The organism is Micromonospora sp. CPCC 205539 (genome assembly GCF_036906815.1).
In the GTDB taxonomy this organism is placed as follows: domain Bacteria; phylum Actinomycetota; class Actinomycetes; order Mycobacteriales; family Micromonosporaceae; genus Micromonospora.
This window is the reverse complement of the sequence record NZ_JBAKHW010000038.1, coordinates 15,927-41,897: the sequence shown is the minus strand read 5'-3', so window position 1 is coordinate 41,897 and position 25,971 is coordinate 15,927. Positions and strand designations below refer to the sequence as shown.

Below are 25,971 nucleotides of genomic sequence, written 5' to 3'. Positions count from 1 at the left end.
CAACTCAGAGGACCGGGTAATGCAGGACTCACTGACCATCGGCGATCTGTCCGTCCGCTCGGGCGTGGCGCCGTCCGCTCTGCGCTACTACGAGCGGCTCGGTCTGATCCGCGCCGACCGCACCGGCGGCAACCAGCGGCGCTACCCGCGCGCCGAGCTGCGGCGGGTCGCCTTCATCCGGATCTCACAGCAGGTCGGCGTCTCACTGGACGAGATCCGTGCCGCTCTGGACTCGCTGCCCGATTCCCGTACGCCCAGCCCGCAGGACTGGGCGCGGCTCTCCGCGAGCTGGCGGGGTCGTCTGGACGAGAAGATCCGCCTGCTCGCCAAGCTCCGCGACGACCTCGACGGCTGCATCGGCTGCGGCTGCCTGTCCCTGCAGCGCTGCACGCTCAACAACCCGGGGGACGCGCTGGCCGGTGAGGGGCCGGGCGCCCGCCTGATGCTGCCCCGCCCGTCACCCGACGGTGAGTAACACCTTGCCGAGGTGATCGTTCGCCTCGACCCGCCGGTGCGCCTCCGCCGCGTCGCTCATCGGCAGCCGCCGGTCCACCACCGGCTGGATCGCGCCGGTCTCGACCAGCGGCCACACCTCGTCGCGTACGCCCCGGACGATCTCCGCCTTCTCGGCCAGCGGCCGGGCGCGCAGCGTGGTCGCCGCGACGCTGGCCCGCTTGCTGAGCAGCGCGCCGAGGTTCAGCTCGGCGGAGGCGCCGCCCTGAAGCCCGATCACCACCAGTCGACCACCGGTGGCCAGCGCCTCGATGTTCCGGCCCAGGTAGGACCCGCCCATGATGTCGAGGACGACGTCGGCGCCGTGGCCGCCGGTGGCCTGCCGGACCTCCTCGACGAAGTCCTGCTCCCGGTAGTCGATCGTGTGCGCGGCACCCAACTCCTTCAACCGGGCATGCTTGGCCGCCCGCGCGGTGACCAGCACCGTGGCACCGAGGGCCACACCGAACTGGATCGCGAACGTGCCGATCCCGCTGCCCCCGCCGTGCACCAGCAGCGTGTCGCCCGCGCTGAGCCGAGCCACCCGGACCACGTTCGACCAGACCGTGCAGGCCACCTCGGGCAGCGCCGCGGCGTCGACCAGGTCGACGCCGGCCGGCACCGGCAGCAACTGCCCGGCGGGCACCGCGACCCGCTCGGCGTACCCACCGCCGGCCAGCAGCGCGCAGACCTCCTGACCAACGACCCACCCGGAAACGTCCGGGCCGATCGCGCTGATCACCCCGGAGCATTCCAATCCGGGGTACGCGGGCGCGCCCGCCGGCGGCGGGTAGTGACCCTTGCGCTGCAGCAGGTCAGCGCGGTTGACGCCACTGGCGCGGACGTCCACGATCACCTCGCCCGGGCCGGGCTCCGGATCGGGGACCTCGGCCCAGACCAGCGCGTCGGGTCCACCGGGCTGCGGAATGGTGATGGCTCGCATGAGCTCAGTCTTACCCGATAGCGCCGTTCGTCGCAGTTCGCGCGCTGCGCCGGGGTGGCGGTGCGCGCATCGCGCGTGGTTGGCGGCGCGCGCACCGCGCTTGGGTTGGCGGTGCGCGCTCGCCGCGCGCGGGGTGGCGGTGCGGGGTTGATCCACTCCGTTTCGCCGATGTCGGGGCATCCAGCCACCAGGACACCCCAACTTCACCGACATCGAGTTGATCAGCGCCCGGCTACCCCGAATCTTGGCCCACTATGGACTTCCAGGGCGGCAATCTGGGGAGGGACGCCGGGTGCCCGCGTGGCGGTCATGGCAGACTAGGCACGGCCGTACACCCTCGGGTGGCGGGCCGGGAGGGTTCGCCTAGTGGCCGATGGCGCTGGTCTTGAAAACCGGTAAGGCAGCGATGTCTTCGTGGGTTCGAATCCCACACCCTCCGCAGTCGAATGATCTACGTTGGTGCAGCTCAGCCCTCATCTTCAGGCGGGGACCGTTTGATGGTGGGGGGCTGGTGGGGGCGCTCTGCGCTGCGGGCGCCGCTCAGGACGGCCAGCGGTAGCGGACCTCGTGGCGGTGGCCGGACTTCACCATCACCTGACACTCCACCGGCTGGCCGGCCGCGCTGACCGCGACCCGGAAGGTGCGCAGGATCGGCACCTCGGTGGGCAGGTCCAACGCCACGAACTCCTCCGACGTCGGAGGCCTGGTCGAGATGACGTCCTCGAACGAAACCGGCTCCGCTCCCAGCTCAGCGAGCACCACCTGAGAGCCTCCCTTGATGAGGCGTTTCACCGCCAGGGCCGTACCGCGGGCCAGGCTGATTGGGTAGAAGGTGTGGACCAGTTCGACAGGTTCGTCGTTGTGGGTGCCGAGTTGCGCCCGACGGACGACCGGCGATCCCGGGTCGACGGAGAAGGCCCGAGCTACCTGTATCGGGGCGGGGACTTCGGCAACTGCGAGCAGCCGGTACGCGCCGCGCTGCCCTCGTTCGGCCGCAGCGGTGATCCAGGCGTACGGCTGGCCATCGGCGGGCAGGGTGGCGTAGTCGGCAGGCGTGATCGTCTGTTGCCGGGTGGGTCTGACCTTGACGCCCTTGCCAGGCTCGCCCTCGACGTAGCCCTCGGCCTTGAGGATGGACACGGCGTTCTGGATGGTGGCCCCGGACGCCCTGTACCTGGCGCTCAGCTCGGCGGTGCTCGACAGGTAGGAGTCCGCCGCGATGTCGCCACTCATGATGTCGGCGCGCAGGTCGGCGGCGATCTGCTGGGATCGCGGGCGGGGGTCGCGGTGAGTGGGCATGGTCAGCCTGCCTGTCGGGTGTAGCGGATGCGTTGGCCGGCGCGCATGACGTTGACGTCGACCTGGTAGGGCATGCCGCCGGCGCCGAGCAGGACCCGGGCGAGCACGAGGATTGGGTCGGTGGCCTTCAACTTCAGCGCTCTCTGGTCAAGAGGGCGCGACTGCGCTGACGCAGCGGAGACCTCCTCGCGGATCTCAGCGGGCGTGTGGCCGATCTCGGCGAGGAACCGCGCCGTGCCGCCGGGGATTTTTTCCGGCTGGGCGAGACGGGTCAGATCGGCGAGATCGGCGGGCCAGTAGGAGGTGGCGACCTCCACGGCGTGGTCGTCGGCGAGTAGCAGCCGGCGCCGGAGCACCACCGGAGCGTCCTTCGGGAGTGCGAGGAGCACCGCGACGTCTACCGGTGCGGGCAGCGTGGTGGCGTCGAGGATGCGCTGGCTTCCTTGCTGCCCGGAAGCTGCGGCTTCGGCTGCCCAGGTGTCGCCGGCCGTGGGGTCGAGGTACTGATCGGAGGTGGTCGTCCACCTCGGCTGTCCCATGATCCGGCACCCCTTCGGTCTTTGCCGACTTTCGTTGACCTTACTGCCTGATTAAACAGCTCCCTCGCATCCCCGCCTGCACACTTCATTGCTGCCTTACGCATTTGGCAGTATGGTTGTGGTATGGAGTGCCGAGCTGACCACTACGCCACCTCCGCCCCCGGCCAGAAGCCTCGAACCTGCGGAGACGCGCGGTGAGCCAAGACCTGATCGACGGCGTCCTGCGGTGGGAAGACCCGCCGCCACCCACCCGCCGTAACCCGCGAACCCCGGGCGGTGCGACCGCGGCTGCCGAGCGTGCCGTGCGGATCGCGGCCGAGCTGCGAGCCCGCCCCGGCGAGTGGGCGGTGATCGCTGAGGGGGCCAACTCCAGGGTGCTCACCACTCGGATCCGCCACGGTGTCATCGCGGTGTGGCGGCCCGCCGGCGCCTACGAGGCGGTATGCCGGACCGTCGACGGGCGGATCACCGTTTTCGCCCGGTACGTCGGGGCGGCGCGATGATGGCCGAGGAGTTCACCACGGTACGGGCGGCCCGAGCTGCCCAGGCTGATCGAGCGGTCGGCGCGCTGGAGCGGCGGCTCGACGGCGAGCATCTGCCGAGCCGGCCCGGTTGGGCGTGCCGGACGTGCGAGCAGGACTGGCCGTGCGATCCCGCGCGGGTCCGGCTGGCCGAAGCGTACGGGGCCGATCGGATTGGCCTGTCGATGTACGTGGGCAGTCTGCTGTTCGTGGTCACCGCCGAGTTGCCAGCCGTCGCGCCGACCGAGCTGTACGAGCGATTCGTGCTCTGGACCCGATGACCGACGAGGCTGGTCAGGGCGTACCGCTGGAATCCTGTCTCCGTCCGACGATCTCCTCGTAGCAGACCAGGCCGACGAGGAACGCGGTGAGCATGCCGAGCGCGGCCAGGCTGGGCAGGAATCGACCGACGGGGAGCAGCAGCACCACCACAGCGGGGGCGACGAGTTGACCCGGTGACAGGAACCGGACGCTGAGACTCAGGAACGTCGCCCTGCCTGCGAGGTACAGGGCGGTCCCGCCGAACAGCGCGATGGCCGGGATCCACTCCAGGCGCAGCGCGGGGGCGTCGTAAGAGTGGTCGTGGGCCAGGCGGGTGAGCACCTGTTCGACCCCGAACGCCAGGTAGATGGTCCCGGCGATCAGCGGGAAGTGGCCAATGCTGTATGCGTTGGCGGCGAGTTGGTCGCGTCGCTGACCGGGCTCCGTCCGGAGCGAGTTCCCGGCGATCGTCGCGTTCTTGGCATACAGCCGGTACAGGCACACCGTGCTAGCAAGCGTGAGGAGCGCCGCCAGCAGGATCGGTCTGCTGGTCATCCCGGCCTCGGCCCCGATCCCGGTGCCGACCGAGATCAGGGACTCGCCGAGCGCGATGATCAGGACGAGGCTGTGTCGCTCCGAGAAGTGGGCGGGGCTGCGCAGTGGCCATCCACTCAGCAGGGACGCGATCAGCCCACCCGAATAGTCGACGGTGAGCGCTGCCGCCCAGAGCAGGATCTGCGCGGTGCCGCCGAACATGGCACCGAGGACGAGTGGAATCCAGGACAGCGCCGTCGTGAGGGCGTAGAGCCGGATGGTCCTGCGCAGGCGTTGATCATCGGTCGCCGCCCAGTGGTAGAGGCCCAGGTGGATGACCCGCACCACGATGTAGGCCAGCACCAGGATCAGCCGCGGCTCCAACGCCCCCGGCCCGGTCTCCCAGACGTCGGGGATGACGAGGGCTACGAGAAAGACGGCCGCCATGGCGACGGTGGTGCCGGCACGGCTCATTCCGACATCGATCCGAGCTTGGTTTCCGAGCCAGGCGAAGACGAGCCACGAGATCCACAGCAGCAGGAGGACGAGGAATCCCTGCGCCAGGGTCAGTGCTGTGGGGCGCGCGCTCATGAACCCGGTGACCCGGATGAGGGCGAAGACGAACACCAGGTCGAAGAAGATCTCGAACAGGGTCGTTCGGTGTGCCTCCCCGGTCACCACCGGTCGCGACCGGAAGATCCGCCCCATCAGCTCATCTTCAACGCTCACGTCGCCGAGCCAGTGGCAATCCCGGTTACCCCCGGCGTCACTCCGGCGGGTCGGCGGCCCGTCGGTTGTCCCGGATCGTCTCCTCGGCCAGCCGGTCGACCGCGCGTCGACGCTCCTCAGCGATCTTCCGCTCGTCGGGTCGCCGGAATGCGGTGATCGCGGCGACCAGGAAGTCGCGCCAGATGCGTGCCAAGAAGTCCCCCTGCGCCATGGTGCCGACCGATAACGATAGCGGCGGGCAGTTCGTCCCCTGGCACCCCCGTACTTCCCGAGTCCGGCCGACCCCGAGGGGGTAAGAAGGGCGGAGGAATCTTGCGAACATTCGGAAGGATGCGGCCCGATGACCCTGGAACGACCGATTGCCCCAGACCCGTACGAGCTGCTGCCCACGGTGCCCTCGTTCACTTTGACCAGTGACGACGTGCAGAACGGCGAGCCGATGGACGCCCGGCACGCACACGGCAGCACCGGGGGTGACGACGTCTCACCGCAGTTGACCTGGTCGGACTTCCCCGCCGAGACGAAGAGCTTCGCGGTGACCTGCTACGACCCGGACGCGCCGACCGGCAGCGGCTTCTGGCACTGGGTGCTGGTGAACGTGCCCGTCACCGTCACGCAGTTGCCCAGCGGCGCGGGTGGCGCGGCGAGCACCGACCTCGGTGGGGCGTTCTCGGTCCGCAACGACTACGGCGAGCAGGGCTACGGCGGTTCGGCCCCGTCGGCCGGCGACCGCCCGCACCGGTACATCTTCGCGGTGCACGCGCTGGACGTCGAGCGCCTGGACCTGACCCCCGACGCCAGCCCGGCCTACGTCGGCTTCAACCTCACGCCCCACACCCTCGCGCGGGCCACGATCCGGCCCACGTACCAAATCAAGGACTGACCCCGCGCCGAGCCCTCCGCGATCTTGCACTTACTGCCTCGGCATATCCGACAATTGGGGTGAGTCGGCGACCGAAAGTGCAAGATCGCGGGGGCGGGCGCGGGCGCGGGGGCGGGGGCGGGGGCGGGGGCGGGGGTTAGGCGGGGACGCGGGCCACGGCGAAGACGGACTGGCCGAACGGGGGGCGGACGAGTTGTTCGGCTGCCTTGGTGGCCGGGAGCACCACGGTGTCGTACACCTTGACCATCGGGCCCTCCTTCGGCATCAGCCGGAAGACCTTGGTGGCCATGAAGTAGCCGAGCAGCCCCAACGCGTTGGCGTAGTGGATCTTCTCCACGGTCAGGCCGGCCTCGGTCATCGCCGCACCCAGTGTCTTCTTGGTGTAGCGGCGGACGTGCCCGGTGGCGATGTCGGCCGGGCCCATCGCGAACTGGAACGCCGGCACGATGATGATCACCGCGCCGCCGGGGCGGAGCAGGTCACGCATGCTGCGCAGGGCGCCCACGTGGTCCTCGATGTGCTCCAACACGTTGTACGAGACCGCCGCGCTGTACTCGCCCCGGTCGTTGTGCGGCAGCAGCATCTGCCGGACGTCGATGTTGGGTCGGTCGGCGAGGCGCTCCTTGAGCTGCACCAGCCGGTCCGGATCGGCCTCCGTGGCGGTGAACCGGGGCAGCCGCTGCGACCATTCCAACGCATAGTCACCGAGACCGCTACCGATCTCAATCGGATCGTCACCGAGGTACGGCACTGCCAGTTCGACGAACCAGCGACGGTGGTTGACGGCGGTCGCCAGGCCCTCCAGCACCTCGGACTGAACGCGCTGATCCCCAGTGATTTCTGCCATGCGTCGATTCCTCACGATATGAACTCGACCCGTGCCTGGACCGACAGAGTGAATCATCCGCGCGGATGGCAGAAGAATCGGGGCAGCGCGATGGCCGAATGGTGGGTCGGGGGCGGGCACGTGATCGGCGGTCGGCGAACCCGGCACATAGTACGGCAGTACCCCGAAACATGTCACGGCAGTGCCATACGCTGACTACCCTATGAATTGTCATGACTACTCCTGAATCGGGCGCCCCTGGCGACGGCCCGAACGCCGCAGTGCCGGTGAAGGGAGCCAGCGACGGTGCCCGGCCGCCCCGCAGCGGGAGGTGGGCCGATCTGCCCGCCGTGCTGAGCTTCGTGGTGCTCGGCTTCTGGGTCACCGGGCGGCTGTGGCTCGAACCAGGCAGCGGGGTGCGGGACAATCGATCCGATCAGTCGCAGTTCGAATGGATGATGGCGCACGGTGCGCGCGTGGTCACGCATTTCGCATATCCGTTCCATTCGGACCGGATGAACGTGCCGGACGGCGTCAATCTGATGGCGAATACGTCCGTATTATCCATTTCGCTGCCAATGACGCCAGTCACCGTGCTGCTCGGGCCTCGCGCAGCATTTCTGCTCTTTCTCACCGGTGGAATGATCGCCACCGCCATTGCCTGGTACTTCCTACTCTCCCGGGTCCTGATCGGAGCCCGCGGGCCAGCCTGGCTGGGCGCCGGCTTCTGCGCGTTCGCGCCGGCAATGGTGTCGCATGCCAATGCGCACCCGAACATCGTGTCGCAGTTCGTCGTTCCGCTGATCATCTGGCGGACGCTGCGGCTCGGTGACCAGGGCCGTTGGCTGCGCAACGGGGTGCTCCTCGCGCTGGTGATCGTCTGGCAGGCGTTCCTCAACCTGGAGATCCTGCTGATGACCGCGATCGGGCTGGGCGTGATCGTCGGCGCGCTCGCCCTCGGTCGCCGGGACCTACGGTCGCGCGCCCGGCCCTTCCTCGCCGGGCTGGCCGTCGCCGCCGGGCTCGCCGGGCTGCTGCTGGCGTACCCCCTGTACGTCCAGTTCTTCGGCCCGGGCGCCTACTCCGGTCTGTCCCAGCTGATCCGGGGCTACTCCAGCGACCTCGCCTCGTTCGTGGCGTACTCCCGGGAGTCCCTCGCCGGCAGCCAGCGCACGGCGGCGAACCTGGCCAAGAACCCCACCGAGGAGAACAGCTTCTTCGGCTGGTCACTGGTGGTGCTGGTGGTCGCCCTGATCTGGTGGCTACGCCGGTCGGTGGTGGTGCTCGGGTTGGCCGCCCTCGGGCTGCTCTTCGCGGTGCTCTCGCTCGGCCGGGAGATCCGCTTCGACGGCCGGGGCACCGGCGTGCCGGGGCCGTGGGCGGCGCTGGAGAACCTGCCGATCCTGCATTCGGTGGTGCCGACCCGGTGGGCGTTGGCGATCACCCCGATCATCGGGCTGCTCCTCGCGTACGGCGCCGAGCGCGCCCGCGAGCTGGCCGACGGGCAGCCGGCCGCCCGCTGGCAGATCCGCTTCGCCACCGCCACCCTGCTCACGATGGCCCTGTTGCCGATCCTGCCCACCCCGCTGCCCGTGGTCCGCCTCGACCCGGTCCCCACCTTCGTGACCAGTGGGGCCTGGCGGCCGTACGTGACCGGTGGGCGCAGCGTGGTGACCCTGCCGCTGCCGGACACCAACTACGCGGAGCCGCTGCGCTGGTCGGCCGTGACCCGACTGGACATGCCGCTGGCCCGCGGCTACTTCCTCGGCCCGGACACCCGGCCGAGCGCCGAGCAGCCAAGGATCGCCCTGTTCTCTGCGCCGCCCCGTCCCACCAGCAGCTTCTTCGGCACCATCCGGCGCACCGGGGCCGTGCCGCCGATCAGTCCGCAGAGTCGCGTGAAGGCGGTCGACGACCTGCGCTACTGGCGGGCCGGGGTGGTCATTCTCGGACCGCACGAGTACGAGGGGGCGCTGCGCCGGGGAATGACCGAGTTGACCGGGATCCAGCCGGTCTTCACCGGCGGGGTGTGGGTGTGGGACGTCCGACCGTTGACCGACTGAGCGCGTCAGTCCTGACGGACGCAGCAGCCCTGGCAGACCTTCGGGCTGGGCAGGGTGAAGGCCAGGCAGCAGGTGCGCCGCTGCACGGTCGGCTCGCCGGTCGGCCCCGGCACCAGCTCGATGAGGTCAGCCAGGTCGAGCGCGCCGAGCAGGGTGTCGATGGTCTGCACCGTCGGGCCGGGCAGCCCGTCTGCGGCCCGCAGAATGCCGTGCGCGATGCCGGAGGCGACCGAGCCGAGTAGCGTCCGGGTGCCCACCCGGACCTCCGCCTGGATCGCCGCGATGAGCGGAGCCAGGTGAGCGTCGAGCAGCGAGGCGCGCAGTGCGGCCAGCAACTCCGCCTCGCCGGCGACGACGCGGACGGCCGGGTGGTCGGAGAGCGCCAGCGGATCGCTCGGCAGCACCGCCACGGTGGTGTTGCGGCGTAGGCCCAGGGTGAGCAGCGGCCGGTGGTCCTCGAAGTGGATCAGCACGTCGGTCGGGTCGAGCAGCGGCACCCGCCGGGCCGAGGCCCAGCCGAGCACGACCGGCAGCGCCGTCCAGTAGCTGTACGACTTCCAGGCCAACGCCGCGCAGGCGTGCGGCGTGCCGCCCCAGCGCAGGGTGGCCGCGCGCAGCAGCTCCGGCAGTCGGGTGCCGTCGATGAGGGTGGTCGCGGGCGCCCAGCCCACCTCGTCGTCGACCAGCAGGCCGGGGGCGAGCCCGGGAAGATCGTCGGTGCCGAACATGGCGCGCAGCGCCGCGGTGACGGGGGCGAGCGGCGTGGCCATCACGTCGCGCCTCGGCAGCACCGCTGTCACCTGCGTTGTCCCCCGTCCGTGCGCCCGAGGAGCTTGCCTCGGCGGACGACCATCGTCGTCCCGAGCTAAGGCTAGCCTAACCAGGCCCGAGAGTCTAAGGAAAGCCTGACCTTAGTCACATCGAGGCCCAGGTCACTGCGACCGTCGGCTCCTTACCCGGCTCCGACCGGCGAAAACGCTGTCGCAGGATCGATGCTCATCGGTGGATTGTCAAGCGGTGTGTCGGCAAGGTGCCAGATGCGTGTGCGTACCGGCACGGAACGTGAAACTAAATACTCCCGGCCAAGAGGAAGCGATGACGACCTCCCCCCTCGAACGGGCAGCCGACTCCTTCGCCGCCGAGCTCGCCCGCCAACGCACCGGGCGGGGGCTGTCCAAGAAGCAACTGGCCGTCCTGATGGGGTTCGACCCGTCCTACGTCAGCCACGTCGAGGGGCGCCGACACCGCCCGACCGAAGACTTCGCCCGCCGCGCCGAGGCCGTCCTGGAGGCCAGCGGTGCGATCTGGCAGCGCTTCCGGGAGTACGACGAGCTCCGGCACGCCCGTACCGGCCAGACCCACCGTGAGCCGTACCTGCCCGGCCAGTGGCTGCCACCCGGCACCGGCCTCGTCGTGGAACGGGAACTCGCCACCCTCACCCACTCCGACGACGGCTACCGGTGCGTCATCCACCGTGAGCTGTACAACGCCGGCACCGAGCCGGTCACCCGCTACCTGGTCCGGGTCGCCGTCGACCGCTACCCCAACGACCCCGGCCGCTCCAACCGGCACCACCGGGAGCACCCGCTCACCTTCGCCGAACTGAAGCTGCAGGCCCACCGCGACGACGGCGGCGGTGACCCGGAGCCGATGCACTGGCGGGCCAAGCACGACCGGGACGCGTTCAAGGAGATCTGGCTGCTGTTCGAGAACGGCGAGCGGCGCTTCCCGCTCTACCCCGGCGACCGGGTCATCATCGAGTACGCCTACAGCGTCGGGCGGGACAAGTGGGGTCCCTGGTTCCAACGGGCCGTCCGGCTGCCCACCCGGCAGCTCGCCGTACGCCTGGACCTGCCGGCGGCGCTGGACCCGCAGGTCTGGGGCGTGGAGACCTCGCTCTCCGCGGAGGAGGGCCCGCTGCGGACGGCGCCGCAACGCCGCGACGAGGGCGACCGGGCGATCTTCGACTGGCAGACCGACGACCCGCCGTTGAACGCCCGCTACCGGATGCAGTGGCGCTTCCGCGCCCGTCCGGAGACCGACCCGGACGTCGGTCCCACCGGCGCCCGGGTCCGGCCCAGCGATCGCATGCGCGGCATCGGCATCATCCAACGCGGGGCCGACCTGCTGCGCCAGCGCGGCCGCCCGTTCGACCTGCCCGGCGAGGAGCAGGTGGCCCGGGCCGTGGTCGACCGACTCCTGGTGGCACTGGCCCGGCTCGAGGAGCTGCACCCGTTCAGCAAGGGTGTGGGCATCGCAGCGTCGCAGCTCAGCATCGGCCGGGCGGCCGCCGTGGTCCGGCCCCCCGACCGGTCGGCCGAGCCGGTCGTCCTGCTCAACCCCCGGGTGGTCGACGCCGACCCGAGCACCGACGAGCAGTACGAGGGATGCCTCTCCTTCTTCGACCACCGCGGTCTGGTGACCCGACCGCTGCGCCTGGACGTGGAACACGCCCAGTGGGACGGCAGCCGGGTCATCACCTCGTTCGAATTCGGCATGGCCCGGCTCGTCGCACACGAGATCGACCACCTGGAGGGTCGGCTGTACGTCGACCGGATGGCGCCGGGCGTGCCGCTGGTGCCGGTGGAGGAGTACCGGGAGACCGGGCGCCCCTGGCGCTACTGAACGAGGGGGACCGGGGCGCGTGCCCCAGGGGGCAGGGGCACGCGCCCCGGTGTGGGGGGAGGAACGTCTAGAGGTCACCGAAGGTGTCGTAGCGGATCTGTGGCGGTGGCACCTCGTCCGAGGCCAGCACCCGCAGCGTGGACCGGACCATCCGCCCTGATCCGGAGACGTAGCAGTCGTGCGTCGTCCACGGGCCGTACCGGGCCACCACGTCCGAGATGTCGCCCTGCTCGCCGTCGAAGTCCGGGTCGTCGCTGCACGCCGCGGTGACGGACAACCACGGATGCGCGGCCACCAGCTCCTGCAGCCCGGCCAACCCGTACAGGTCCGCTGCCTGCCGGGCGCCGTAGAAGACATGCACCCACCGGGTCCGGTTGTAGCTGGCCAGCTCCTCCACCAGCGCTTTGATCGGCGCCAACCCGACGCCGCCGGCGACGCAGAGGATGTCCCGCTCCGAAGCCCGGTCCAAGGTCATCGACCCCATCGGCGCGGCCAGCCGCAGCAGGTGCCCGGGCTTCACCCGACGGACGAGAGCCCCCGACACCCACCCCGCGCCCGGGGTCCGCACGTGGAACTCCAGCACGTTGTCGTCGTTCGGGGCGTTCGCCACCGAATAGTTCCGCCACACCCTCGGGTGATAGCGCGGCACCTCCAGGCTGACGTACTGGCCCGCCCGCCACCGCAGCGGGTGCTGCAACGCCCGGCAGGTCAGCACCGCGGTGTCCGGACCGTACCGCTCGTGGGTCAGCACCTCCGCGTGCCAGAACGGCGGGTTGTCGTCGTCCGCCGCACCGGCCGCCATCTTCACCGAGATCGCCGCGTACGCGTCCCGCCACGCCAGGTCGTACTCCAGGTTCCAGCCGTCGCCAGCGATGCTGCGCAGCGCGTCCAACAGAGCCACCCCCACTGTCGCGTAGTGCTGGTCGGCCACGTGGTATTTACGGTGGTCGCGGCCCAACGACCGGAGGAACTCGTCGAAACTCTCCGGGTCGTCGACGGTGTGGATCGCCGTGATGATCGCTTCCAACAGGCGATCGCTCTGGCCGGCCATCTGCACCGGGAAGAGCTGCCGCAGAGCCGGGTCGAGCAGGAAGAGCCGTGCGTAGAAGTGATCGCCCAGCCGGGCCCGGTCTCCCTCGACCAGGGCCCAGCTCTCCTTCAGCAGCCGCGCGATGTTCTCCACGTGGGCGCTCCTTCTCCAGACGGCAGCGGATCGGGCGCCCATAGAATGTCCACGGAGCGTGTGCACTGGTCGCACAGAATGTGCGATCGGCTCACGCGAGCCGGTCGGCCATGCCACCGGTGCCACCCGTCGGGCAGAGTGGTGCGGTGACCGTTGAGCTGACCCGCCCGGTGTCCCGCCGACTGCTCGGGACCGAGACGCTGCTGGTCCTCGGCCTCTCCCTCGGCCAATCCGCCGTCTACGCGGTCGTCTCGATCATCGCGAAGCTGACCGCCGACGGGCCGCTCTCCAAGCAGACCGCGTCGCTGAACACCTCGGCCTCGGCCCGCCCCTGGCTGGACCTGACGTACCAGCTACTCGGCATCGTCTTCGCGCTGCTGCCCGTGCTGCTCGCCGTACACCTGCTCAGCCGCGACCCCGGCGACCCGGCGCGGACCCTCGGCCTGGACGCCCGGCGACCCGGCCAGGACCTGGCCCGTGGTGCCGGCCTGGCGGCGGTGATCGGCCTGCCCGGGCTGGCCCTGTTCTGGGTGGCGGCTCACCTCGGCCTCAACGCCACGCTCGTGCCGGCCTCGCTGCCGGAGGTCTGGTGGGCGGTCCCGGTGCTGATCCTCGCCGCCGTGCAGAACGCCGTGCTGGAGGAGGTGATCGTGGTCGGCTACCTGGTCACCCGGCTGCGTCAGCTCCAGTGGAAGCTGGCCGCGATCATCGCGGCCAGCGCGCTGCTGCGCGGCTCATACCACCTCTACCAGGGCTTCGGCGCGTTCGTCGGCAACGCGGTGATGGGCGTCGTGTTCAGCCTCTTCTACCTGCGGACCCGACGGGTGCTGCCGCTGATCATCGCCCACACGGTGCTCGACGTGGTCGCCTTCGTCGGCTACGCGCTGCTGCCCCGTGACTGGTTCACCTGGCTCTGAGCGGTCAGCGCCCGGCCGGTGTCCCCCGGTAGGCGGCCACCGCTCGAGCCGCGAGCCGGTCGGCCGCCGCGGCATCACCCAGCGCCGCGGCGAGCACCGCCGCGCCCGGCAGCAGCCGGGACGCCAGCCGCAACGCGAGCCACCCGCCGGCCTGCGCCGTCAGCGGCGCGGCCAGCCTCCACGCGGCCTCCGCCGCCCGCGGCCAGGCCGCGTCACCCGGGCCGTCCGCCGCCCGCGCGGCCGCCAACGCGGTACGCGCACTCGTCGCGTCCGGGTGCACCTGGGTCAGCACCAGCAGCTCCACCGCCCGGTCGGGGTGCGCCGGATCCCGGCCGTACGCCGCCGCCAGGTGCAGCACCAGGTTCGCCTGGGTCCAGAGCACCGCCGCCAACTCGGCCACCGGCGCGAAGAGCCCGGCCAACGCGGCAGCCGCCCCGCCAACACCCGCCGACCGGACGAACCGCCGGCTGGCCAGCCGGGCCAGACCGTCCGCCGAAGCATCCGGGTAGCGGGCCCGCAGCCGCTCGGCCCAGTCGCCCGCGCCGGGGCCGAGCGCCCGCACCGCGGCCAGAGCCAACAGCTCCGGCGCGAAGCCCGGGTGGTCGAGCAGGCGCGCGGTCACCGCCCGCAGCTCCGATTCCGGGGTACGCGTCAAAGCCACCTCGCGCCCGACGTCCCTCCCGACCGGCGCTGGCTGCTCGGGGGCTTGCGCGGCCACGGGCTCTGGTGCGACGACCGCCTTCTTCGGGGCGGTCTTCCGTGCGGTCGCGGCTCGCTTGGTCGGCGTGCGCTTGGTTGGGGTCGCCGCAGGAGTGGTCGACGTCACGTTGGCTGACGGTGGGGTGGTGACGGCTGCCTCGGTCGACGTCCCGGCCTGCTCTGCTGCGGCGGCCTTCGGGACGGCGGCCTTGCGCGCCGGGGCGGTCCGGCTGGCTCGGGGCTTCGGCGTCCGGGCCGGAGGGTCAGCCAGCGGCTCGACGGCCACAGCCGGAGCGTCCACCGGGCCTGACTGCTCGACGGCCACCGGAGTGTTCGCAGGGCTCGGCTGCCGAGGGAGGGGCTGGTCCGGGTCCGGTGGTTGAAAGAGCACCGCCGGGGCGGCCTTGGCACGTCGAGGGCGCGGGCTGGCCGGGGCGTCCGTCGGCTCGGGAGCCGGCACCGTCTTCTCCACGGGCGGCTCGGCAGCCGGCGGTGGTGTGAAGGTCGCTCGCGGAGGGCGCCGGCGCGCACGGTCAACAGGCTCGCGGCGGGTCGACTCGCTGGGCGGCTGCTCCTGCATATCGATGGAGCGTAGTCCCGATCACGCCGCCGCACAGCGGGGAAACACGAGTGGCGGCAGCGCTCGCGGGCGTACCTCGGAAGTCGCTTTGCTCCCGGTGGGTGATGACCTGTATCCTCGGGCGCGGTGGTCTGAGGGCCACCAGGGAGACTTCGCCTAGTCTGGTCTATGGCGCCGCACTGCTAATGCGGTTGGGGTCTTAAAGCCCCTCCCGGGTTCGAATCCCGGAGTCTCCGCGCGAAAGCCGGGTGTGTACACTGGCTGAGCACAAGCGCCCGTAGCTCAATGGATAGAGCATCTGACTACGGATCAGAAGGTTAGGGGTTCGAGTCCCTTCGGGCGCACAGAGTTTGAGCAGGCAGAACGCCCCACCGGTCACCGACGAGAGTCGACCGGTGGGGCGTTTTCTTGTCCCATTGGGTCCTCCAGAAAAGCGGCACGCTTTGAGCTGTCGACCTAACCGCGCTCTCTGGCGCAAAGCGCGTCCAGTCGTTCCAGCGTCCCGGTCATGCTGCTGATCCAGATGCGGCCGCCATCCATCGACGCCTGCTTGTCTCCTGGCGCCTCGGAACAGTCGTAGGTTTCGGTCACGATGGTCGCATCCGGGCCGTCGGGGGTCAGCTCGTACGTCCACCGGTGCCCCCATCGCGTTGGAGTCGCGGTGGCGGGCGCGGTGTCCGGGTGGCCCCGGCCCGGTTCCGGTCTCCAGCCGATGCGCCGGTTCGCCTCGTACTCGACGACGTGGTTGCTCATCTCGTAGTCGCCGTACGGCGGGTAGTGCATCCTCATCACGAAGACGTCGCCGACCGCGGAGACCACCCCGTCCGATACGGCGCCCCGCAACATCCCGGAGCCGTCGAGATCGGTGTGTCGCCGAGGATCCGCGAGGATGCGGAAGATGTCGGCCGCCGGCGCGGCGATCCGCCGGGACACCGCGACCGGCTCGCGCTCGTCACCTCTCATCGGTACGCCTCCTCTGGGCCGATCTTCGCCGGCCGGTACGCGCTGGACGTCGCTGAGCCGTTCGGTGAGGAAGGCGCGTTCGACGTCGTTGTCGGTGAGGGCCAGGGCCTCCCGGTACGCGTCGGCCGCCTGCGCCCACTGCTCCAGTTGGCGCAGGAAGTCCGCGCGGGCGGCGCTGAGGTAGCCGTAGGTGGCCAACGCCGGCTCGGCGAGCAGCGGTGTCAGCGCGTCGAGGCCGGCCTGCGGACCGTCGCGCAGACCGACGGCCACGGCACGGTTGAGCTCGACCACCGGGGAGGGCCAGAGCTGGAGCAGGACGTCGTAGAGCCCGACGATCTCCGCCCAGTCGGTGTCCTGCCAGGTTGGCGCCTCGGCATGGACGGCGGCGATAGCCGCCTCGACCGCGTACCGCGTTGGCGGCTGTCGGCGCAGCGCATCGGTCAGCAGGGCGACGCCCTCGCTGATCAGCCGGGTGTCCCAGCGCCCGCGGTCCTGCTCCGAGAGCAGTTGCAGCCGCCCGGTGGCGGACAGGCGGCTGTCGGCGCGCGCGTGAATGAGCAGCAGCAGCGCGAGTAGGCCGCTGATCTCGGCGTCGTTCGGCATGAGCAGGCGCAGCATGCGGGCGAGGCCGATTGCGCTGTCCACCAGATCGCGGCGGACAAGATGCGCGCCGGTCGGCGCCGTGTGGCCGGTGGTGAAGATCAGATGCACGACTCCGAGGACGGCGCTGACGCGTTCGGCGAGGTGGTCGGGCGGCGGCACGCGGTACGGAATACGGGCGTTGGTGATCTTCTTCTTGGCCCGGGTGATCCGCGCGGCCATGGTGGGCTCCGGCACCAGGAACGCGCGGGCCACCTCGGCCGTGGAGAGGCCACACACCAGGCGAAGCGTCAGCGCGACCTGAGCGTCGCGGGACAGGGCCGGGTGACAGCAGGTGAAGACGAGTCGCAGGCGGTCGTCGTCGAGGCCGTCCTCGGGGCCGGGCGCCGACTGTTCGGGTACGAGCAGCGGTAGGGCCCGACGCAGCACCGACTCCCGACGCAGCACATCCCGTGCCCGGTTGCGGGCAGTGGTCGTGAGCCACGCACCGGGGCGATCGGGGATGCCGATCTGCGTCCAGGTCTGTAGCGCCTGGGCGTAGGCGTCCTGGGTGCACTCCTCCGCGAGATCGAGGTCCCGGGTCAGGCGTGCCGTCGCGGCCAACACGTGGGCCCAGTCGCGGCGGTGCGCCTGCGCGACGGCCGCGACGGCCTCGGCGCTCATCCGTGATCGACCACCGGTCGGATCTCCACCCCGCTGTGGCCGGCGGAGACTTCGTACAGCTGGGAGGCCAGACCGATCACCTCGTCGAGGTCAGCGGCTTCGATCAGGTAGTAGCCGCCCACGGCCTCCTTGGTCTCCAGGAAGGGCCCATCAGTGGTGGTCAGCCGACCGGCTCTGTCCGTGCGCAGGGTTGTCGCGATGGTCGCCGGCTCCAGTTCCTGGCCGTCGAGCACGGCCGGGCCGGCAGCGGCGTAGAAGGCGCCATGGGCCTCGTCACGCTCCTGCATCTCCTGGGGGGACATGGCGGCCCACTGCCGCTCGTCGCCGTAGATGAGGATCAGGTACTTCGCCATGTCGTGCATCCCGTCGTGTGAAGCCCTGCCGGGCCCGCCTACCTCTCCGACGAGCCGAACCGTTCTCCGATCGACAAACCGAGGGAACAGTTTTCGTAGGGTGGACGGCAGGATGCTCTGGTTGGCCATCCATTGTTCACGATGCGGTTGCCCGGCCATCAGGGTGCTGGGCGTTCACTGGGCTGGCGGGGATATCCGTCGGGAGGTGCGCCGTGGCGTTACCACTGAACGAGGCGTTGCTGCTTGCTGCGTGGATTGTCGAGCTGGTGGCCAGCACCGTCGCCATGTACACGGTTGCCACGTACCGGCTGTCTGCCCGGCCGGCCGCGGCGTTGCGCACCTCGCGGATCGCCGCTGGTGTCGCGGTCGTGATGTTGGCCGGTCTGACCATCTGGGCGCTGGGTGAACTCGTCCGTTAGTCCCAGGTCCCAGGTTCAGCCTTCGGCAATGCGACCGCTTACGCGGCTCAAGAGGCCGGGCAGGAACTTGGTCGGGTTCAACCTGCGGCGGGGCTGGGCGTTGCTGTGGTGCGGTGGATTGGCTGACCGGTCCGCTGTAGGCGAGGGGGTCGCCTCATCCTGGGAGCCCGGCGCGTCTTCGCTGTGGATCTCAAGGTCCAGGTTCAGCCGCCTGGTCTCCTCGTCCAACGCCACGAGGAAGTCCTCAGTCTGTTGGGGGGTCATGTGGCGCAGCCGGTCACTGACGCGCTCCACGCCAGCGGCGAACTCGTACCGCTCCTGGTCGGTCATCTGCCAGGAGAGCATCGCCCGCTCGGACGCCGTCGGCTCGCCACGGTAAGCGACGACGGCGTTGTGGGGCAGCGACTCGAGTAGCTCTTGACCGACACCTGGTTTCTCGTCCATGTCGAGGGTCAGGTCGTCCTTCGGATCGGCCTCAGCGGGGGTCGACGACGCTGCTTCTCCTTCGTGCGCATCGGTCATCGGAACATCCTCGCCGTGGTGTTCTTGGTCGTCAGAAGTCGGAGGTAGTGGGTCAACTCATCCCTGAGACGCCAGCGTAGATACAAGGCATTGATGATCGCAGCGAGGCCGACAGACAACACACCGACATTGACAAGAACATGACCGATCAGCGGATCAAGCGCCGGAGGGCCAACCGTCTGAATCATCCGCGCCGGTGCCTCTCGCACGTACAGGAGGGCGGCAGCGACCGAGGTCAGGCCGATGATGAGGAGGCCGGCGAGCGTGGTCAGTGAGGACCGTTGGAGCTTCTCCATCGAGTATCCGACGAAACTGGCGGCGACCGGGGAGATCGCGAGGAGGAAGGCCAGAACGTCGCCGGACACACCCGAAGCGTTGTTCGGCACCATGAACGCGAGAACGGTGATCACGAACGCCGAGAGGGTGGCGAGCCAGCATGTGAGCCCGAGTGCGCCAGGGGGCACCTCGTCGAAGATGACCTGCATGACCAGGTCCTTCGGCTTGCAGGTGTCGAAGCGCCGCGTGTAGAGGTGCGCGTATGGCAGGGCCTGCTGGTGGCGAACCCTCAGGTACGCCTGCTTGCTCAGCTTCTTGATCGCGTCCTGCTGGATGGTCTTGCCCGTCTTCGCGGATTGGACGTAGTGCGCCTTCACGTAACTGTTCGGGCCAGCCTGCATACGGAAGTGGTAGCTGTTGGTGGTGAAGGGCAGGTTGAGCGGGATGACGAACGAATTCGGCTGAAGGCCGTACCTGACCCGGCGCCGGCGTCCGGGAGTGGAGACCCGCCCGTACATCGGGATGGTCTTCGTGTATCTCAGAACCCATTTGTAGCCGGTCGGCGGGGGTGCCTCGGCGACGATGACGTAGTTGCGAACCAGGAACGCGCACGTTTGCCGCAGCTTGGTCAGTTGCTCCTCGTCGGCGGAATTCCGTACCGATGCCACCGCCCGGTCGAAGTACGTGTAGGCCTCCGCCAGGCGTACGCGGCCCTGCCGGAAAACGAGCCGCAGCAGCGCGTAGAGCACCGACAGGTGGTCCTGGCCGAATGTCTTCTCGAACTCGGCCTGCACGACGTGTGCCACCACCCCCCGGGCATCTTCCTGAGACAGAAACGGTAGGGCACTGCCGTCACCGTCGGAGGTGTCCACATTGTCCATCATCGTGCCCTTGGTGGCGGTAATCATCGGCACCAGGATGAGTCTCGGCTCCGCACCATTCCGATCATCGGTCATCGTCAACACGGCGGCAGGCGCGTGGGCGCCGCTGGAGTTGCCGTCGGGTCGTCCCGGTCTGGCTGCCTGCGACGACGGAAGTCTGGGCCCAACCAGCGCAGGTGTACTGACTCCTCGTTGGGTGGGAATCGACTCGCCGGCCTGGCGTCTCAGCTCGGCCAGGTCGTCCAGTGAACTGGTGTACGTCGTCGACACGGTGACCCGAAGGCAGTCGCCCACCGGCTCAACTTCGTCAGTCACCCGCACCTGGTAGCGAGCCGGCTCCACCAGCATCTGTCCGAACAGCCTGATCGACGAACTCGGGTACTTCTTGCTGATCCGGACCATCGCCTCGTGGATCTCACGGTCGGCCGTCCTTCGGTCCTCCGGATCGATCAGCGGCTTGCCCGGGGCCTCCTCGAAGCGCTGCTGTGCCCTCCAGTGGCGTTTCGTCGACCGCCGAGCGAGCCAGATGAGAACCACCGCGAGAGCGATTGCGCCAATCCGCACGGTTGACTCGTCGGGCCACCCCGGACGCTCCAGCATCGCAGGCGTCAGCCAGCTCGCGAGCCCGTCCACGACGGCTACGGCAACCAGCAGCGCTGCCAGGATCAGATTGGCGATCGCTCTCGTCGCCGGTCTGGCACCGTCCACCCGTACCAACCCCTCCCGCAACGATCAGTGGCACCGAGGCTTCGTTTCGTTGGGTAGCGTCAGCCTTGCGGAAGGTGAGGTAGTTCACATCCTCCAGACGGATGCATTGGTCCAGACTCTGGCGCTGCACCTCGTCAGTGTGGGCTTGCCTTGACGACGATTTCCTGGCCGTCCGCCCAGGCGGCGGCACGCAACGTCGAGATGATCCGCTGCTGCCGGTCGGGGTCCTGCCGGTCGATGAACAGCACACCGTCCAGGTGATCGGTCTCGTGCTGAACGCAGCGCGCGAGCATGTGCTGCCGGACGCTCGCACAGCGAAAGGGCGGCGCACGGAAGGCGCCGCCCTTTCGCTGATCAGGCCGCCGGAATTGAGCGCGGCGTCGGTGTGGTCGTCAACCGACGGCCTTTGGTCGGCGGAGGAGGAATCCTGCCGCTGTGGGCGATCGCGGCCGTGGTGGCCGAGGTGACCCTGACGGAGGTGTAGCCGCTGCGGATGGCCGTGACCGCGACGCTGAGCCGCTTTCCGGACAGCGTTGGGGTGATTCTCAGCGTTGCGCCGGTCGCGCCGGTGATGAGAACGCCATCCGCCCACCACTGGTACTGGTAGCTCGTTGGCGTCGGCGTCCATCCGCCCGGATTCGCCGTGACGGTGCCCCCGACGACCAGTCGTCCGCTGATCGTCGGCGGTTTGGTCACGCGAAGCGTCAGGGGTGGGCTGATGGTGAAGGCCTCGTCGACAACCACCGGTCGGCTTCCGTCGTGCGGGTGCAGGGTGAGGGTGGCCGGCCCGGCCGGCGCGGTGGTGAGGTCGATCTCGGCGGTCATCGTCGTGCCGTCGGCGGAGACGGCCTTGACCGTGGTGGCCAGCGGTTGCCCCGTCGCGGGGGCCACCTGGACCGTGTCCCGCGTATCCAGCCTGGTGCCCTTGATGGTGATCGTCCGGACCGCGCCCGGGGCCACGATGGCCGGAGACACCGAGGTGACCCTGACGACGTCGGCCTCGACGACGAATCCGTACTGCGTGGTCATGGAGCGAGTGCCGCCGGCCGTGACGCTGCGAACGGTCAGGACGTACGTGCCGCCGCCCGGCGGCGTCCAGGTCAGCGTCGCATCGCCGTCGGGCCCGGCCGCCATGCGGGTGTACGACCCGAAGTTGAACGCGTACTCGTACGCGGTCGTGCCGGGCATGCGTGGCGTGAAGCTGAACGTGCCCGGGGCGACTCGGCCGTTCCTGGTCGTCGGGAAGTCGGTCGAGCTGACCCGAGGTCCGTCCGTCACCGTCCAGGCGTCGCTGCCCTCCTCGGTCTGCACGCCGGCGGCGTTGCGGGCGACCACCTGGACGTAGTTGTGGCCGAGCTTCGTCGACGTGAAGCTGAAGGTGACGCTCCCGTCGGCGGCTGGCGTGAGCACCTGCTTGGTGGCCTCGTCACTGTTCATCGTCGCCACGTATTCGGCGACATTCGACATCGTGGTACGGGCCGTGAAGGTCGCCCGCGTCCCGAAGTCGGTGCCGCCGGTGCGGGTCACCGTCGGCATTCCGTCGTCGACCGAGATGGCTTGCCAACTCGAATGTGACAGGGCGCCGTCCGCACTTCGGCTCTGGATGCGCAGGCCGTCGAGGTCGGCTTCGGTGGCCGTCCAGACGAGGTCGGCGGTGCCGTCGGCACGAGCTGGAACGGTGACCTTCTCGACGGGCCGATCGTCCAGGCCCGAGTATTCCGGCCAGTAGAGGTACGCCTCGACGTTCGGCGCCCGGGGTGCGAGGTGCAACGTGAGCGAGGAGCCGATCGTCACCGTCCCGTTCGTGTCGCGGGTGACGATCGGTGCGTTGTCGACGAGGAACGTGTAGGCGCGCGGGGCGTGCGCTCTGCCGTCGCGGGTGACGCTGTGCACGTAGAGGGTCTGCCAGCCACCCCGGGCCGGGGCGATCATCGCCGTTGCTGTCCCGTTGGCGGTTGCCGGCACGGTGCCCGAGGGCCCGTCCTCATCGATCCGCCACCCGAAGGACGTCGTCTCACCGACCATGCTGGTGAGTTCGAACGCACCGGGCACACCGACGTTGTAGTTCGGATTCGGCGTCGATTGCGGGTACGCGGTCGACCAGACCGACGGGCGGGTCTCCTTCACGTAGTACTGGTGGGAGACCAACTCAGACCTGTTTCCCGCCCGGTCGATGGCGTAGACGCTGAGCGAGTGGTGATTCGCTACCCGGGGTGTCCAGTGCAGGGTCGCCGGTCCGCCGAGCCCTTCGGCATCCACGGTGAGTTCCGCGCGTTCGTCGGGAAGCTCACTCGCATAGAACGTGTAGAGATACTTGACGGTGTCGTCGGAGGCCGGGGTCAGCCTGAACGCACCGGGGACGCCGATCGCGCCGGTGCCTCCCCACCCCATGGCGGGATAGTCGGTGGAGGTGATCGTCGGTGCCGGCCCTCCGCTGCGGTCGATGGTGAAGTGGCACGTGCTGCTCCAGGGCGTGGCGGCCGAGCCGTCGAGGACGCGCACCCGCCAGGCGTACGTGACGCCGTCGAGCTGCTTCGAGTCGTCTTCGAGTTGGACGTAGGCCTCGGTGCCCTGCTCGCCGACGTCGCGGAGCCACTGCTGCGGGTGCTCCGGGTCGGCGACGTCCCATACCTGGAAGTCGGCCTGCAACCTGGTGCCCCCGGGCGTGCGGCTGAAGGTGCCCTGTAGCGAGACGGCCTGGGCGATACCGAGTCCCGCCGGGCTCAGATAGGGCCCCGGCGCATCGGAGACGCACGGCTGACCGGCGGTCCTGAGGTTGGTCGGTGTGCCCACTGCCGCGGCTGCCGATGCGGCCGTGAGCCCCAGTGTCGCCCCACAGGTGAGTGCTGTTGCCACGACCAGCGCCGTGATCCGGCGGTGAACGGTCGAAGGAGTGCGCAAGTAGGTCTCCGCTTGGGTGAATGGAACGCAGGACATGACATGGCGGCGCCCCGGAGGGCGCCGCCATGTCCAGAGATCAGATCAGGTCATCGCTGACGGGAACGCGGCTCCAGCCACGGCACAGTTGGCCCCGTGGTCGTCGGTCGAGGGGGTGTCGGGCCCTCGGCGACCGCTGCCGTGGCGGCGGAGGTGACCGTGGTCGAGGTGAAGCCGGCTCGGCTGGCGGTCACGGCGACGGTGAGCCGCTTTCCCAGCAGCCCGGGAGTGACCCTGAGCGTTGCCGCGGTCGCGCCCGTGATGGCGACGCCGTTCGCCGACCACTGGTAGCGGTAGGCCGTCGCCGTCGGCGTCCACTCGCCCGGCTTCGCCCGGACAGTCCCGCCGACAGCCACGCGTCCGGTGATCGTCGGCGCGGTGGCCGTACGCAGCGCCAAGGGTGGGTTGATGGTGAAGGCGTCGTCCACGACGACCGGCTGGCTCGCCCCGTACGGTCGCAGGCTCAGGCTGGCCGGGCCGGCGGGCGCGGTGGCCAGGTTGACCTCGGCGGTCATCGTCGTGCCGTCAGCCGAGACGGACTTGACCGTCGCGGCCAGCGGCTGCCCCGTCGCGGGCGTCACCTGGACCGTGTCCCGCGGGTCCAACCGCGTTCCCTCGATGGTGATCGTCCGGATCGCGCCCGGTGCCACGACGGCCGGAGCCACCGAGCTGACCGTGGCGGCCTCGATGGTGAAGTAGTACTGCGTCTCCGAGGAACGGATGCCGCCGGCCGTGACGCTGCGAACGGTCAGCAGGTGCTGGCCGGCGTCCGGCGGCGTCCAGCTCAGCGTCGCCGTGCCGTCTGGTCGGGCCGCGATGCTCACGACTGATCCGTAGTTGATCGAGTACTCGTACCGGGTCGTGCCGGGCAGGCGCGGCGTGAAGCTGAACGTGCCCGTCGCGAGCCGGCCACTGCCGCTCGACGGGAAGTCGGTCGACGTGACCCGTGGCGCATCCGTTACTGACCACGACATCCCGCCCTCGTCGCTCTGCACACCGGCGGCGTTGCGGGCGACGACCTTGACGTAGTTGTAGCCGCTCTTCTTCGCCGTGTAGCTGAAGGTGACCCCGCCATCGGCGGCTGGCTTGAGGACCTGCCTGGTGGTCGCGTCACCGTTGAACGTCGCCACGTAATCGACGATGTTCTCCATAAGGCTGCGGGCGGTGAGGGTGGCCGGGGTGCCGAAGTCGGTGCCACCGGTCACGTTCACCATCGGCGACGCCCCGTCGACCGAGGCGTAGTTCCAGCGCGGCTCGGACAAGGTGCCGTCCGCGCTTCGGCTCTGGATGTTCAGGCCGAGGACGGAGGAGTCCGTTGCCGTCCAGGTGAGGTCGGCGGTGCCGTCGGCTCGAGCCGGAACAGTGATCTTCTCGGGCGGCTCACCGGTGCTGCTGTGGTGGACCAGCCAGTAGAGGTACGCCGTGACGCGCGGCGACCGCGGCGCGAGGTGGAACGTGAGCGACGAACCGATCGTCACGCCCCGGTCCGTGTCACCGGTGATCAGTGGGCCGTTGTCGACGAGGAACTGGTATGCACGAGGGGCGTGGGCGGTGCCGTCACGGGTGACGCTGTGCACGTAGAGGGTCTGCCGGCCGGCGCGGGTCGGAGCGATCATCGCCGTCGCCTTCCCGGCGGAGTCTGCCGGCACGGTGCCCGAGGGCCCGCCCCCGTCGATCCGCCACACGAACGACGCGGCGTCCGCGACGTTGGCGGTGAACTCGAACGCGCCGGGCACGCCGACGTTGTAGTCCAGGTTCACGCTCCCGTTCGGGTACGCGGCCGACCAGATCGACGGGCGAGTCTCCGAGACGTGGAACTCGTAGTTGACCGCCCACGGAGAGTAGTTTCCGGCCCGGTCGATGGCGTAGACGGAGAGGTAGTGCGCGCCGGCCGCTCGCGGCGTGTAGGGGACCGTCGCCGCACCGCCCAGTCCTTGGGCGTCGACAAAGGACTCGGGCTGCTCATCGTCGTCGGTCAGCTCGGAGGAGTCGAATCGGTAGCGATACTTGACGGTGTCGTCGTTGGTAGAGGTGAACCGGAAGACCCCGGGCGTACCGATCGCGCCATGGGCCTCACCCCAACTGCCGGCGGGATATTCGGTGGAGGCCACGGTGGGCACCGTGCCGCCGCTGCGGTCGATGGTGAAGTGGCACGTGCTGCTCCAGGGTGACGCGTCCGTACCGTCGAGGACGCGCACCCGCCAGGCGTACGTGACGCCGTCGAGCTGCCTCGAGTCGTCCTCGAGCTGGATGTAGACCTCGTTGGTCTCCTCGTTGACGCCGTCGCGCCACTGCTGTGGGTGCTCCGGGTCGGTGACGTCCCAGACCTGGAAGTCGGCCTGCAACTCTGCGCTCTGGCCGGTGCCGCTGTAGGTGCCCTTCAGCACCACGGCGCGGGCGTCGTTGAGCCGGTCCGGGCTCAGGTATGGCCCCGGCGCAGCGGCGGCACACGGCAGGTCGGCGTTCTGCAGGTTGGTCGGCGCGCTCACTGCTGCGGCCGCCGGGGCGGCCGTCAGCCCCAGAGTCGCTCCGCAGCCGAGAGTCGATGCCACGAC

At 69.8% G+C, this 25,971-nt stretch carries 23 protein-coding genes, 3 tRNA genes and 1 pseudogene; 11 read left to right on the top strand and 16 right to left on the bottom strand.

Annotated elements, in window-relative coordinates:
* The first annotated feature begins 19 nt into the window (after window positions 1-19).
* The gene (gene soxR / locus V6V47_RS26505) at window positions 20-475 is read left to right on the top strand and encodes a redox-sensitive transcriptional activator SoxR (RefSeq protein WP_334631087.1); all 456 of its coding nucleotides are present in this window, start codon (window positions 20-22) and stop codon (window positions 473-475) included.
* Here the strand turns inward: soxR and V6V47_RS26500 are convergent.
* A complete protein-coding gene (locus tag V6V47_RS26500) occupies window positions 458-1,435 on the bottom strand; it encodes an NAD(P)H-quinone oxidoreductase (RefSeq protein WP_334631086.1) in 978 nt (325 codons plus the stop codon). The two genes, soxR and V6V47_RS26500, sit on opposite strands and share 18 nt — an antisense overlap.
* Window positions 1,436-1,787: 352 nt before the next feature.
* On the opposite strand from V6V47_RS26500, the gene V6V47_RS26495 reads away from it, so the two are divergent.
* A tRNA-Ser gene (locus V6V47_RS26495) sits at window positions 1,788-1,874 on the top strand.
* Between the two features lie 101 nt (window positions 1,875-1,975).
* On the opposite strand, the gene V6V47_RS26490 is transcribed toward V6V47_RS26495, so the two are convergent.
* Both V6V47_RS26490 and V6V47_RS26485 read right to left on the bottom strand, forming a co-directional pair.
* A complete protein-coding gene (locus V6V47_RS26490) occupies window positions 1,976-2,734 on the bottom strand; it encodes a GntR family transcriptional regulator (protein ID WP_334631085.1) in 759 nt (252 codons plus the stop codon).
* 2 nt (window positions 2,735-2,736) lie between these two features.
* Window positions 2,737-3,273, bottom strand: coding sequence for a UTRA domain-containing protein (locus V6V47_RS26485; protein WP_334631084.1), 537 nt, complete (start codon window positions 3,271-3,273; stop codon window positions 2,737-2,739).
* Window positions 3,274-3,467: 194 nt separating this feature from the next.
* Between V6V47_RS26485 and V6V47_RS26480 the strand changes: the two genes are divergently transcribed.
* Window positions 3,468-3,776, top strand: coding sequence for a hypothetical protein (locus V6V47_RS26480; protein ID WP_334631083.1), 309 nt, complete (start codon window positions 3,468-3,470; stop codon window positions 3,774-3,776).
* On the top strand, window positions 3,773-4,075 hold the full coding sequence (locus tag V6V47_RS26475; RefSeq protein ID WP_334631082.1) for a flavin reductase: 303 nt from the start codon (window positions 3,773-3,775) through the stop codon (window positions 4,073-4,075). Before V6V47_RS26480 ends, V6V47_RS26475 begins: the two co-directional genes overlap by 4 nt.
* A gap of 13 nt (window positions 4,076-4,088) precedes the next feature.
* On the opposite strand, the gene V6V47_RS26470 is transcribed toward V6V47_RS26475, so the two are convergent.
* A complete protein-coding gene (locus V6V47_RS26470; RefSeq protein WP_334631081.1) occupies window positions 4,089-5,318 on the bottom strand; it encodes a low temperature requirement protein A in 1,230 nt (409 codons plus the stop codon).
* 37 nt (window positions 5,319-5,355) lie between these two features.
* The gene (locus tag V6V47_RS26465; RefSeq protein WP_334631080.1) at window positions 5,356-5,511 is read right to left on the bottom strand and encodes a hypothetical protein; all 156 of its coding nucleotides are present in this window, start codon (window positions 5,509-5,511) and stop codon (window positions 5,356-5,358) included.
* Window positions 5,512-5,658: 147 nt separating this feature from the next.
* Here V6V47_RS26465 and V6V47_RS26460 point away from each other — a divergent pair, with 147 nt between their 5' ends.
* Window positions 5,659-6,201, top strand: a complete 543-nt coding sequence (locus tag V6V47_RS26460; RefSeq protein WP_334631079.1) for a YbhB/YbcL family Raf kinase inhibitor-like protein — start codon at window positions 5,659-5,661, stop codon at window positions 6,199-6,201.
* Between the two features lie 136 nt (window positions 6,202-6,337).
* Here V6V47_RS26460 and V6V47_RS26455 read toward each other — a convergent pair whose 3' ends face one another.
* Window positions 6,338-7,048 carry a class I SAM-dependent methyltransferase gene (locus tag V6V47_RS26455; protein ID WP_334631078.1) on the bottom strand — a complete coding sequence of 237 codons (711 nt, stop codon included), beginning with the start codon at window positions 7,046-7,048 and terminating at the stop codon, window positions 6,338-6,340.
* Between the two features lie 212 nt (window positions 7,049-7,260).
* Between V6V47_RS26455 and V6V47_RS26450 the strand changes: the two genes are divergently transcribed.
* The gene (locus V6V47_RS26450) at window positions 7,261-9,090 is read left to right on the top strand and encodes a hypothetical protein (protein ID WP_334631077.1); all 1,830 of its coding nucleotides are present in this window, start codon (window positions 7,261-7,263) and stop codon (window positions 9,088-9,090) included.
* 5 nt (window positions 9,091-9,095) lie between these two features.
* Here the strand turns inward: V6V47_RS26450 and V6V47_RS26445 are convergent, their stop codons facing one another.
* Window positions 9,096-9,860 carry an IucA/IucC family C-terminal-domain containing protein gene (locus tag V6V47_RS26445; protein WP_334631109.1) on the bottom strand — a complete coding sequence of 255 codons (765 nt, stop codon included), beginning with the start codon at window positions 9,858-9,860 and terminating at the stop codon, window positions 9,096-9,098.
* A gap of 325 nt (window positions 9,861-10,185) precedes the next feature.
* On the opposite strand from V6V47_RS26445, the gene V6V47_RS26440 reads away from it, so the two are divergent.
* Window positions 10,186-11,715, top strand: a complete 1,530-nt coding sequence (locus V6V47_RS26440; RefSeq protein WP_334631076.1) for a peptide deformylase — start codon at window positions 10,186-10,188, stop codon at window positions 11,713-11,715.
* Window positions 11,716-11,782: 67 nt separating this feature from the next.
* Here the strand turns inward: V6V47_RS26440 and V6V47_RS26435 are convergent, their stop codons facing one another.
* The gene (locus tag V6V47_RS26435; protein WP_334631075.1) at window positions 11,783-12,898 is read right to left on the bottom strand and encodes an FAD-binding oxidoreductase; all 1,116 of its coding nucleotides are present in this window, start codon (window positions 12,896-12,898) and stop codon (window positions 11,783-11,785) included.
* 146 nt (window positions 12,899-13,044) lie between these two features.
* Between V6V47_RS26435 and V6V47_RS26430 the strand changes: the two genes are divergently transcribed.
* Window positions 13,045-13,815, top strand: a complete 771-nt coding sequence (locus V6V47_RS26430) for a CPBP family intramembrane glutamic endopeptidase (protein WP_334631074.1) — start codon at window positions 13,045-13,047, stop codon at window positions 13,813-13,815.
* A gap of 4 nt (window positions 13,816-13,819) precedes the next feature.
* On the opposite strand, the gene V6V47_RS26425 is transcribed toward V6V47_RS26430, so the two are convergent.
* Window positions 13,820-14,986, bottom strand: a complete 1,167-nt coding sequence (locus V6V47_RS26425; protein WP_334631073.1) for a hypothetical protein — start codon at window positions 14,984-14,986, stop codon at window positions 13,820-13,822.
* Window positions 14,987-15,239: 253 nt separating this feature from the next.
* Here V6V47_RS26425 and V6V47_RS26420 point away from each other — a divergent pair.
* A tRNA-Ser gene (locus tag V6V47_RS26420) sits at window positions 15,240-15,330 on the top strand.
* A 35-nt stretch (window positions 15,331-15,365) separates the two neighbouring features.
* Window positions 15,366-15,438: transfer RNA gene (locus tag V6V47_RS26415), tRNA-Arg, on the top strand.
* Between the two features lie 658 nt (window positions 15,439-16,096).
* Here the strand turns inward: V6V47_RS26415 and V6V47_RS26410 are convergent.
* Together V6V47_RS26410 and V6V47_RS26405 are read right to left on the bottom strand one after the other, a co-directional pair.
* Window positions 16,097-17,320, bottom strand: a pseudogene (locus tag V6V47_RS26410) (RNA polymerase sigma factor); the annotation flags it as partial.
* Entirely contained in the window at window positions 17,317-17,673 is a 357-nt protein-coding gene (locus V6V47_RS26405; protein ID WP_334631072.1) for a YciI family protein, read from the bottom strand. The pseudogene V6V47_RS26410 and the gene V6V47_RS26405, both read right to left, overlap by 4 nt.
* Window positions 17,674-17,885: 212 nt before the next feature.
* Between V6V47_RS26405 and V6V47_RS26400 the strand changes: the two genes are divergently transcribed.
* Window positions 17,886-18,092 (top strand): hypothetical protein, encoded by a 207-nt coding sequence (locus V6V47_RS26400; RefSeq protein WP_334631071.1) that lies wholly within the window; start codon window positions 17,886-17,888, stop codon window positions 18,090-18,092.
* Window positions 18,093-18,107: 15 nt separating this feature from the next.
* On the opposite strand, the gene V6V47_RS26395 is transcribed toward V6V47_RS26400, so the two are convergent.
* The 5 genes from V6V47_RS26395 to V6V47_RS26375 all read right to left on the bottom strand — a co-directional run bounded on the left by V6V47_RS26395 (window position 18,108) and on the right by V6V47_RS26375 (window position 25,968).
* A complete protein-coding gene (locus tag V6V47_RS26395; protein WP_334631070.1) occupies window positions 18,108-18,614 on the bottom strand; it encodes a hypothetical protein in 507 nt (168 codons plus the stop codon).
* On the bottom strand, window positions 18,611-20,479 hold the full coding sequence (locus V6V47_RS26390) for a hypothetical protein (protein WP_334631069.1): 1,869 nt from the start codon (window positions 20,477-20,479) through the stop codon (window positions 18,611-18,613). The genes V6V47_RS26395 and V6V47_RS26390 overlap by 4 nt, the downstream gene beginning before the upstream one ends.
* A gap of 134 nt (window positions 20,480-20,613) precedes the next feature.
* A complete protein-coding gene (locus tag V6V47_RS26385; RefSeq protein WP_442934311.1) occupies window positions 20,614-20,772 on the bottom strand; it encodes a peptide deformylase in 159 nt (52 codons plus the stop codon).
* A gap of 61 nt (window positions 20,773-20,833) precedes the next feature.
* Window positions 20,834-23,272 (bottom strand): hypothetical protein, encoded by a 2,439-nt coding sequence (locus V6V47_RS26380; protein WP_334631068.1) that lies wholly within the window; start codon window positions 23,270-23,272, stop codon window positions 20,834-20,836.
* A 194-nt stretch (window positions 23,273-23,466) separates the two neighbouring features.
* Window positions 23,467-25,968, bottom strand: coding sequence for a hypothetical protein (locus V6V47_RS26375; RefSeq protein ID WP_334631067.1), 2,502 nt, complete (start codon window positions 25,966-25,968; stop codon window positions 23,467-23,469).
* Between the last annotated feature and the right edge of the window lie 3 nt (window positions 25,969-25,971).

Excerpts from the sequence above, each read along its gene's own strand:
- soxR (WP_334631087.1), top strand. The coding sequence starts at position 20 with ATGCAGGACTCACTGACCATCGGCGATCTGTCCGTCCGCTCGGGCGTG.
- V6V47_RS26500 (WP_334631086.1), bottom strand. The coding sequence starts at position 1,435 with ATGCGAGCCATCACCATTCCGCAGCCCGGTGGACCCGACGCGCTGGTC.
- V6V47_RS26490 (WP_334631085.1), bottom strand. The coding sequence starts at position 2,734 with ATGCCCACTCACCGCGACCCCCGCCCGCGATCCCAGCAGATCGCCGCC.
- V6V47_RS26485 (WP_334631084.1), bottom strand. The coding sequence starts at position 3,273 with ATGGGACAGCCGAGGTGGACGACCACCTCCGATCAGTACCTCGACCCC.
- V6V47_RS26475 (WP_334631082.1), top strand. The coding sequence starts at position 3,773 with ATGATGGCCGAGGAGTTCACCACGGTACGGGCGGCCCGAGCTGCCCAG.
- V6V47_RS26460 (WP_334631079.1), top strand. The coding sequence starts at position 5,659 with ATGACCCTGGAACGACCGATTGCCCCAGACCCGTACGAGCTGCTGCCC.
- V6V47_RS26455 (WP_334631078.1), bottom strand. The coding sequence starts at position 7,048 with ATGGCAGAAATCACTGGGGATCAGCGCGTTCAGTCCGAGGTGCTGGAG.
- V6V47_RS26450 (WP_334631077.1), top strand. The coding sequence starts at position 7,261 with ATGACTACTCCTGAATCGGGCGCCCCTGGCGACGGCCCGAACGCCGCA.
- V6V47_RS26445 (WP_334631109.1), bottom strand. The coding sequence starts at position 9,860 with ATGGCCACGCCGCTCGCCCCCGTCACCGCGGCGCTGCGCGCCATGTTC.
- V6V47_RS26440 (WP_334631076.1), top strand. The coding sequence starts at position 10,186 with ATGACGACCTCCCCCCTCGAACGGGCAGCCGACTCCTTCGCCGCCGAG.
- V6V47_RS26405 (WP_334631072.1), bottom strand. The coding sequence starts at position 17,673 with ATGGCGAAGTACCTGATCCTCATCTACGGCGACGAGCGGCAGTGGGCC.
- V6V47_RS26395 (WP_334631070.1), bottom strand. The coding sequence starts at position 18,614 with ATGACCGATGCGCACGAAGGAGAAGCAGCGTCGTCGACCCCCGCTGAG.
- V6V47_RS26385 (WP_442934311.1), bottom strand. The coding sequence starts at position 20,772 with ATGCTCGCGCGCTGCGTTCAGCACGAGACCGATCACCTGGACGGTGTG.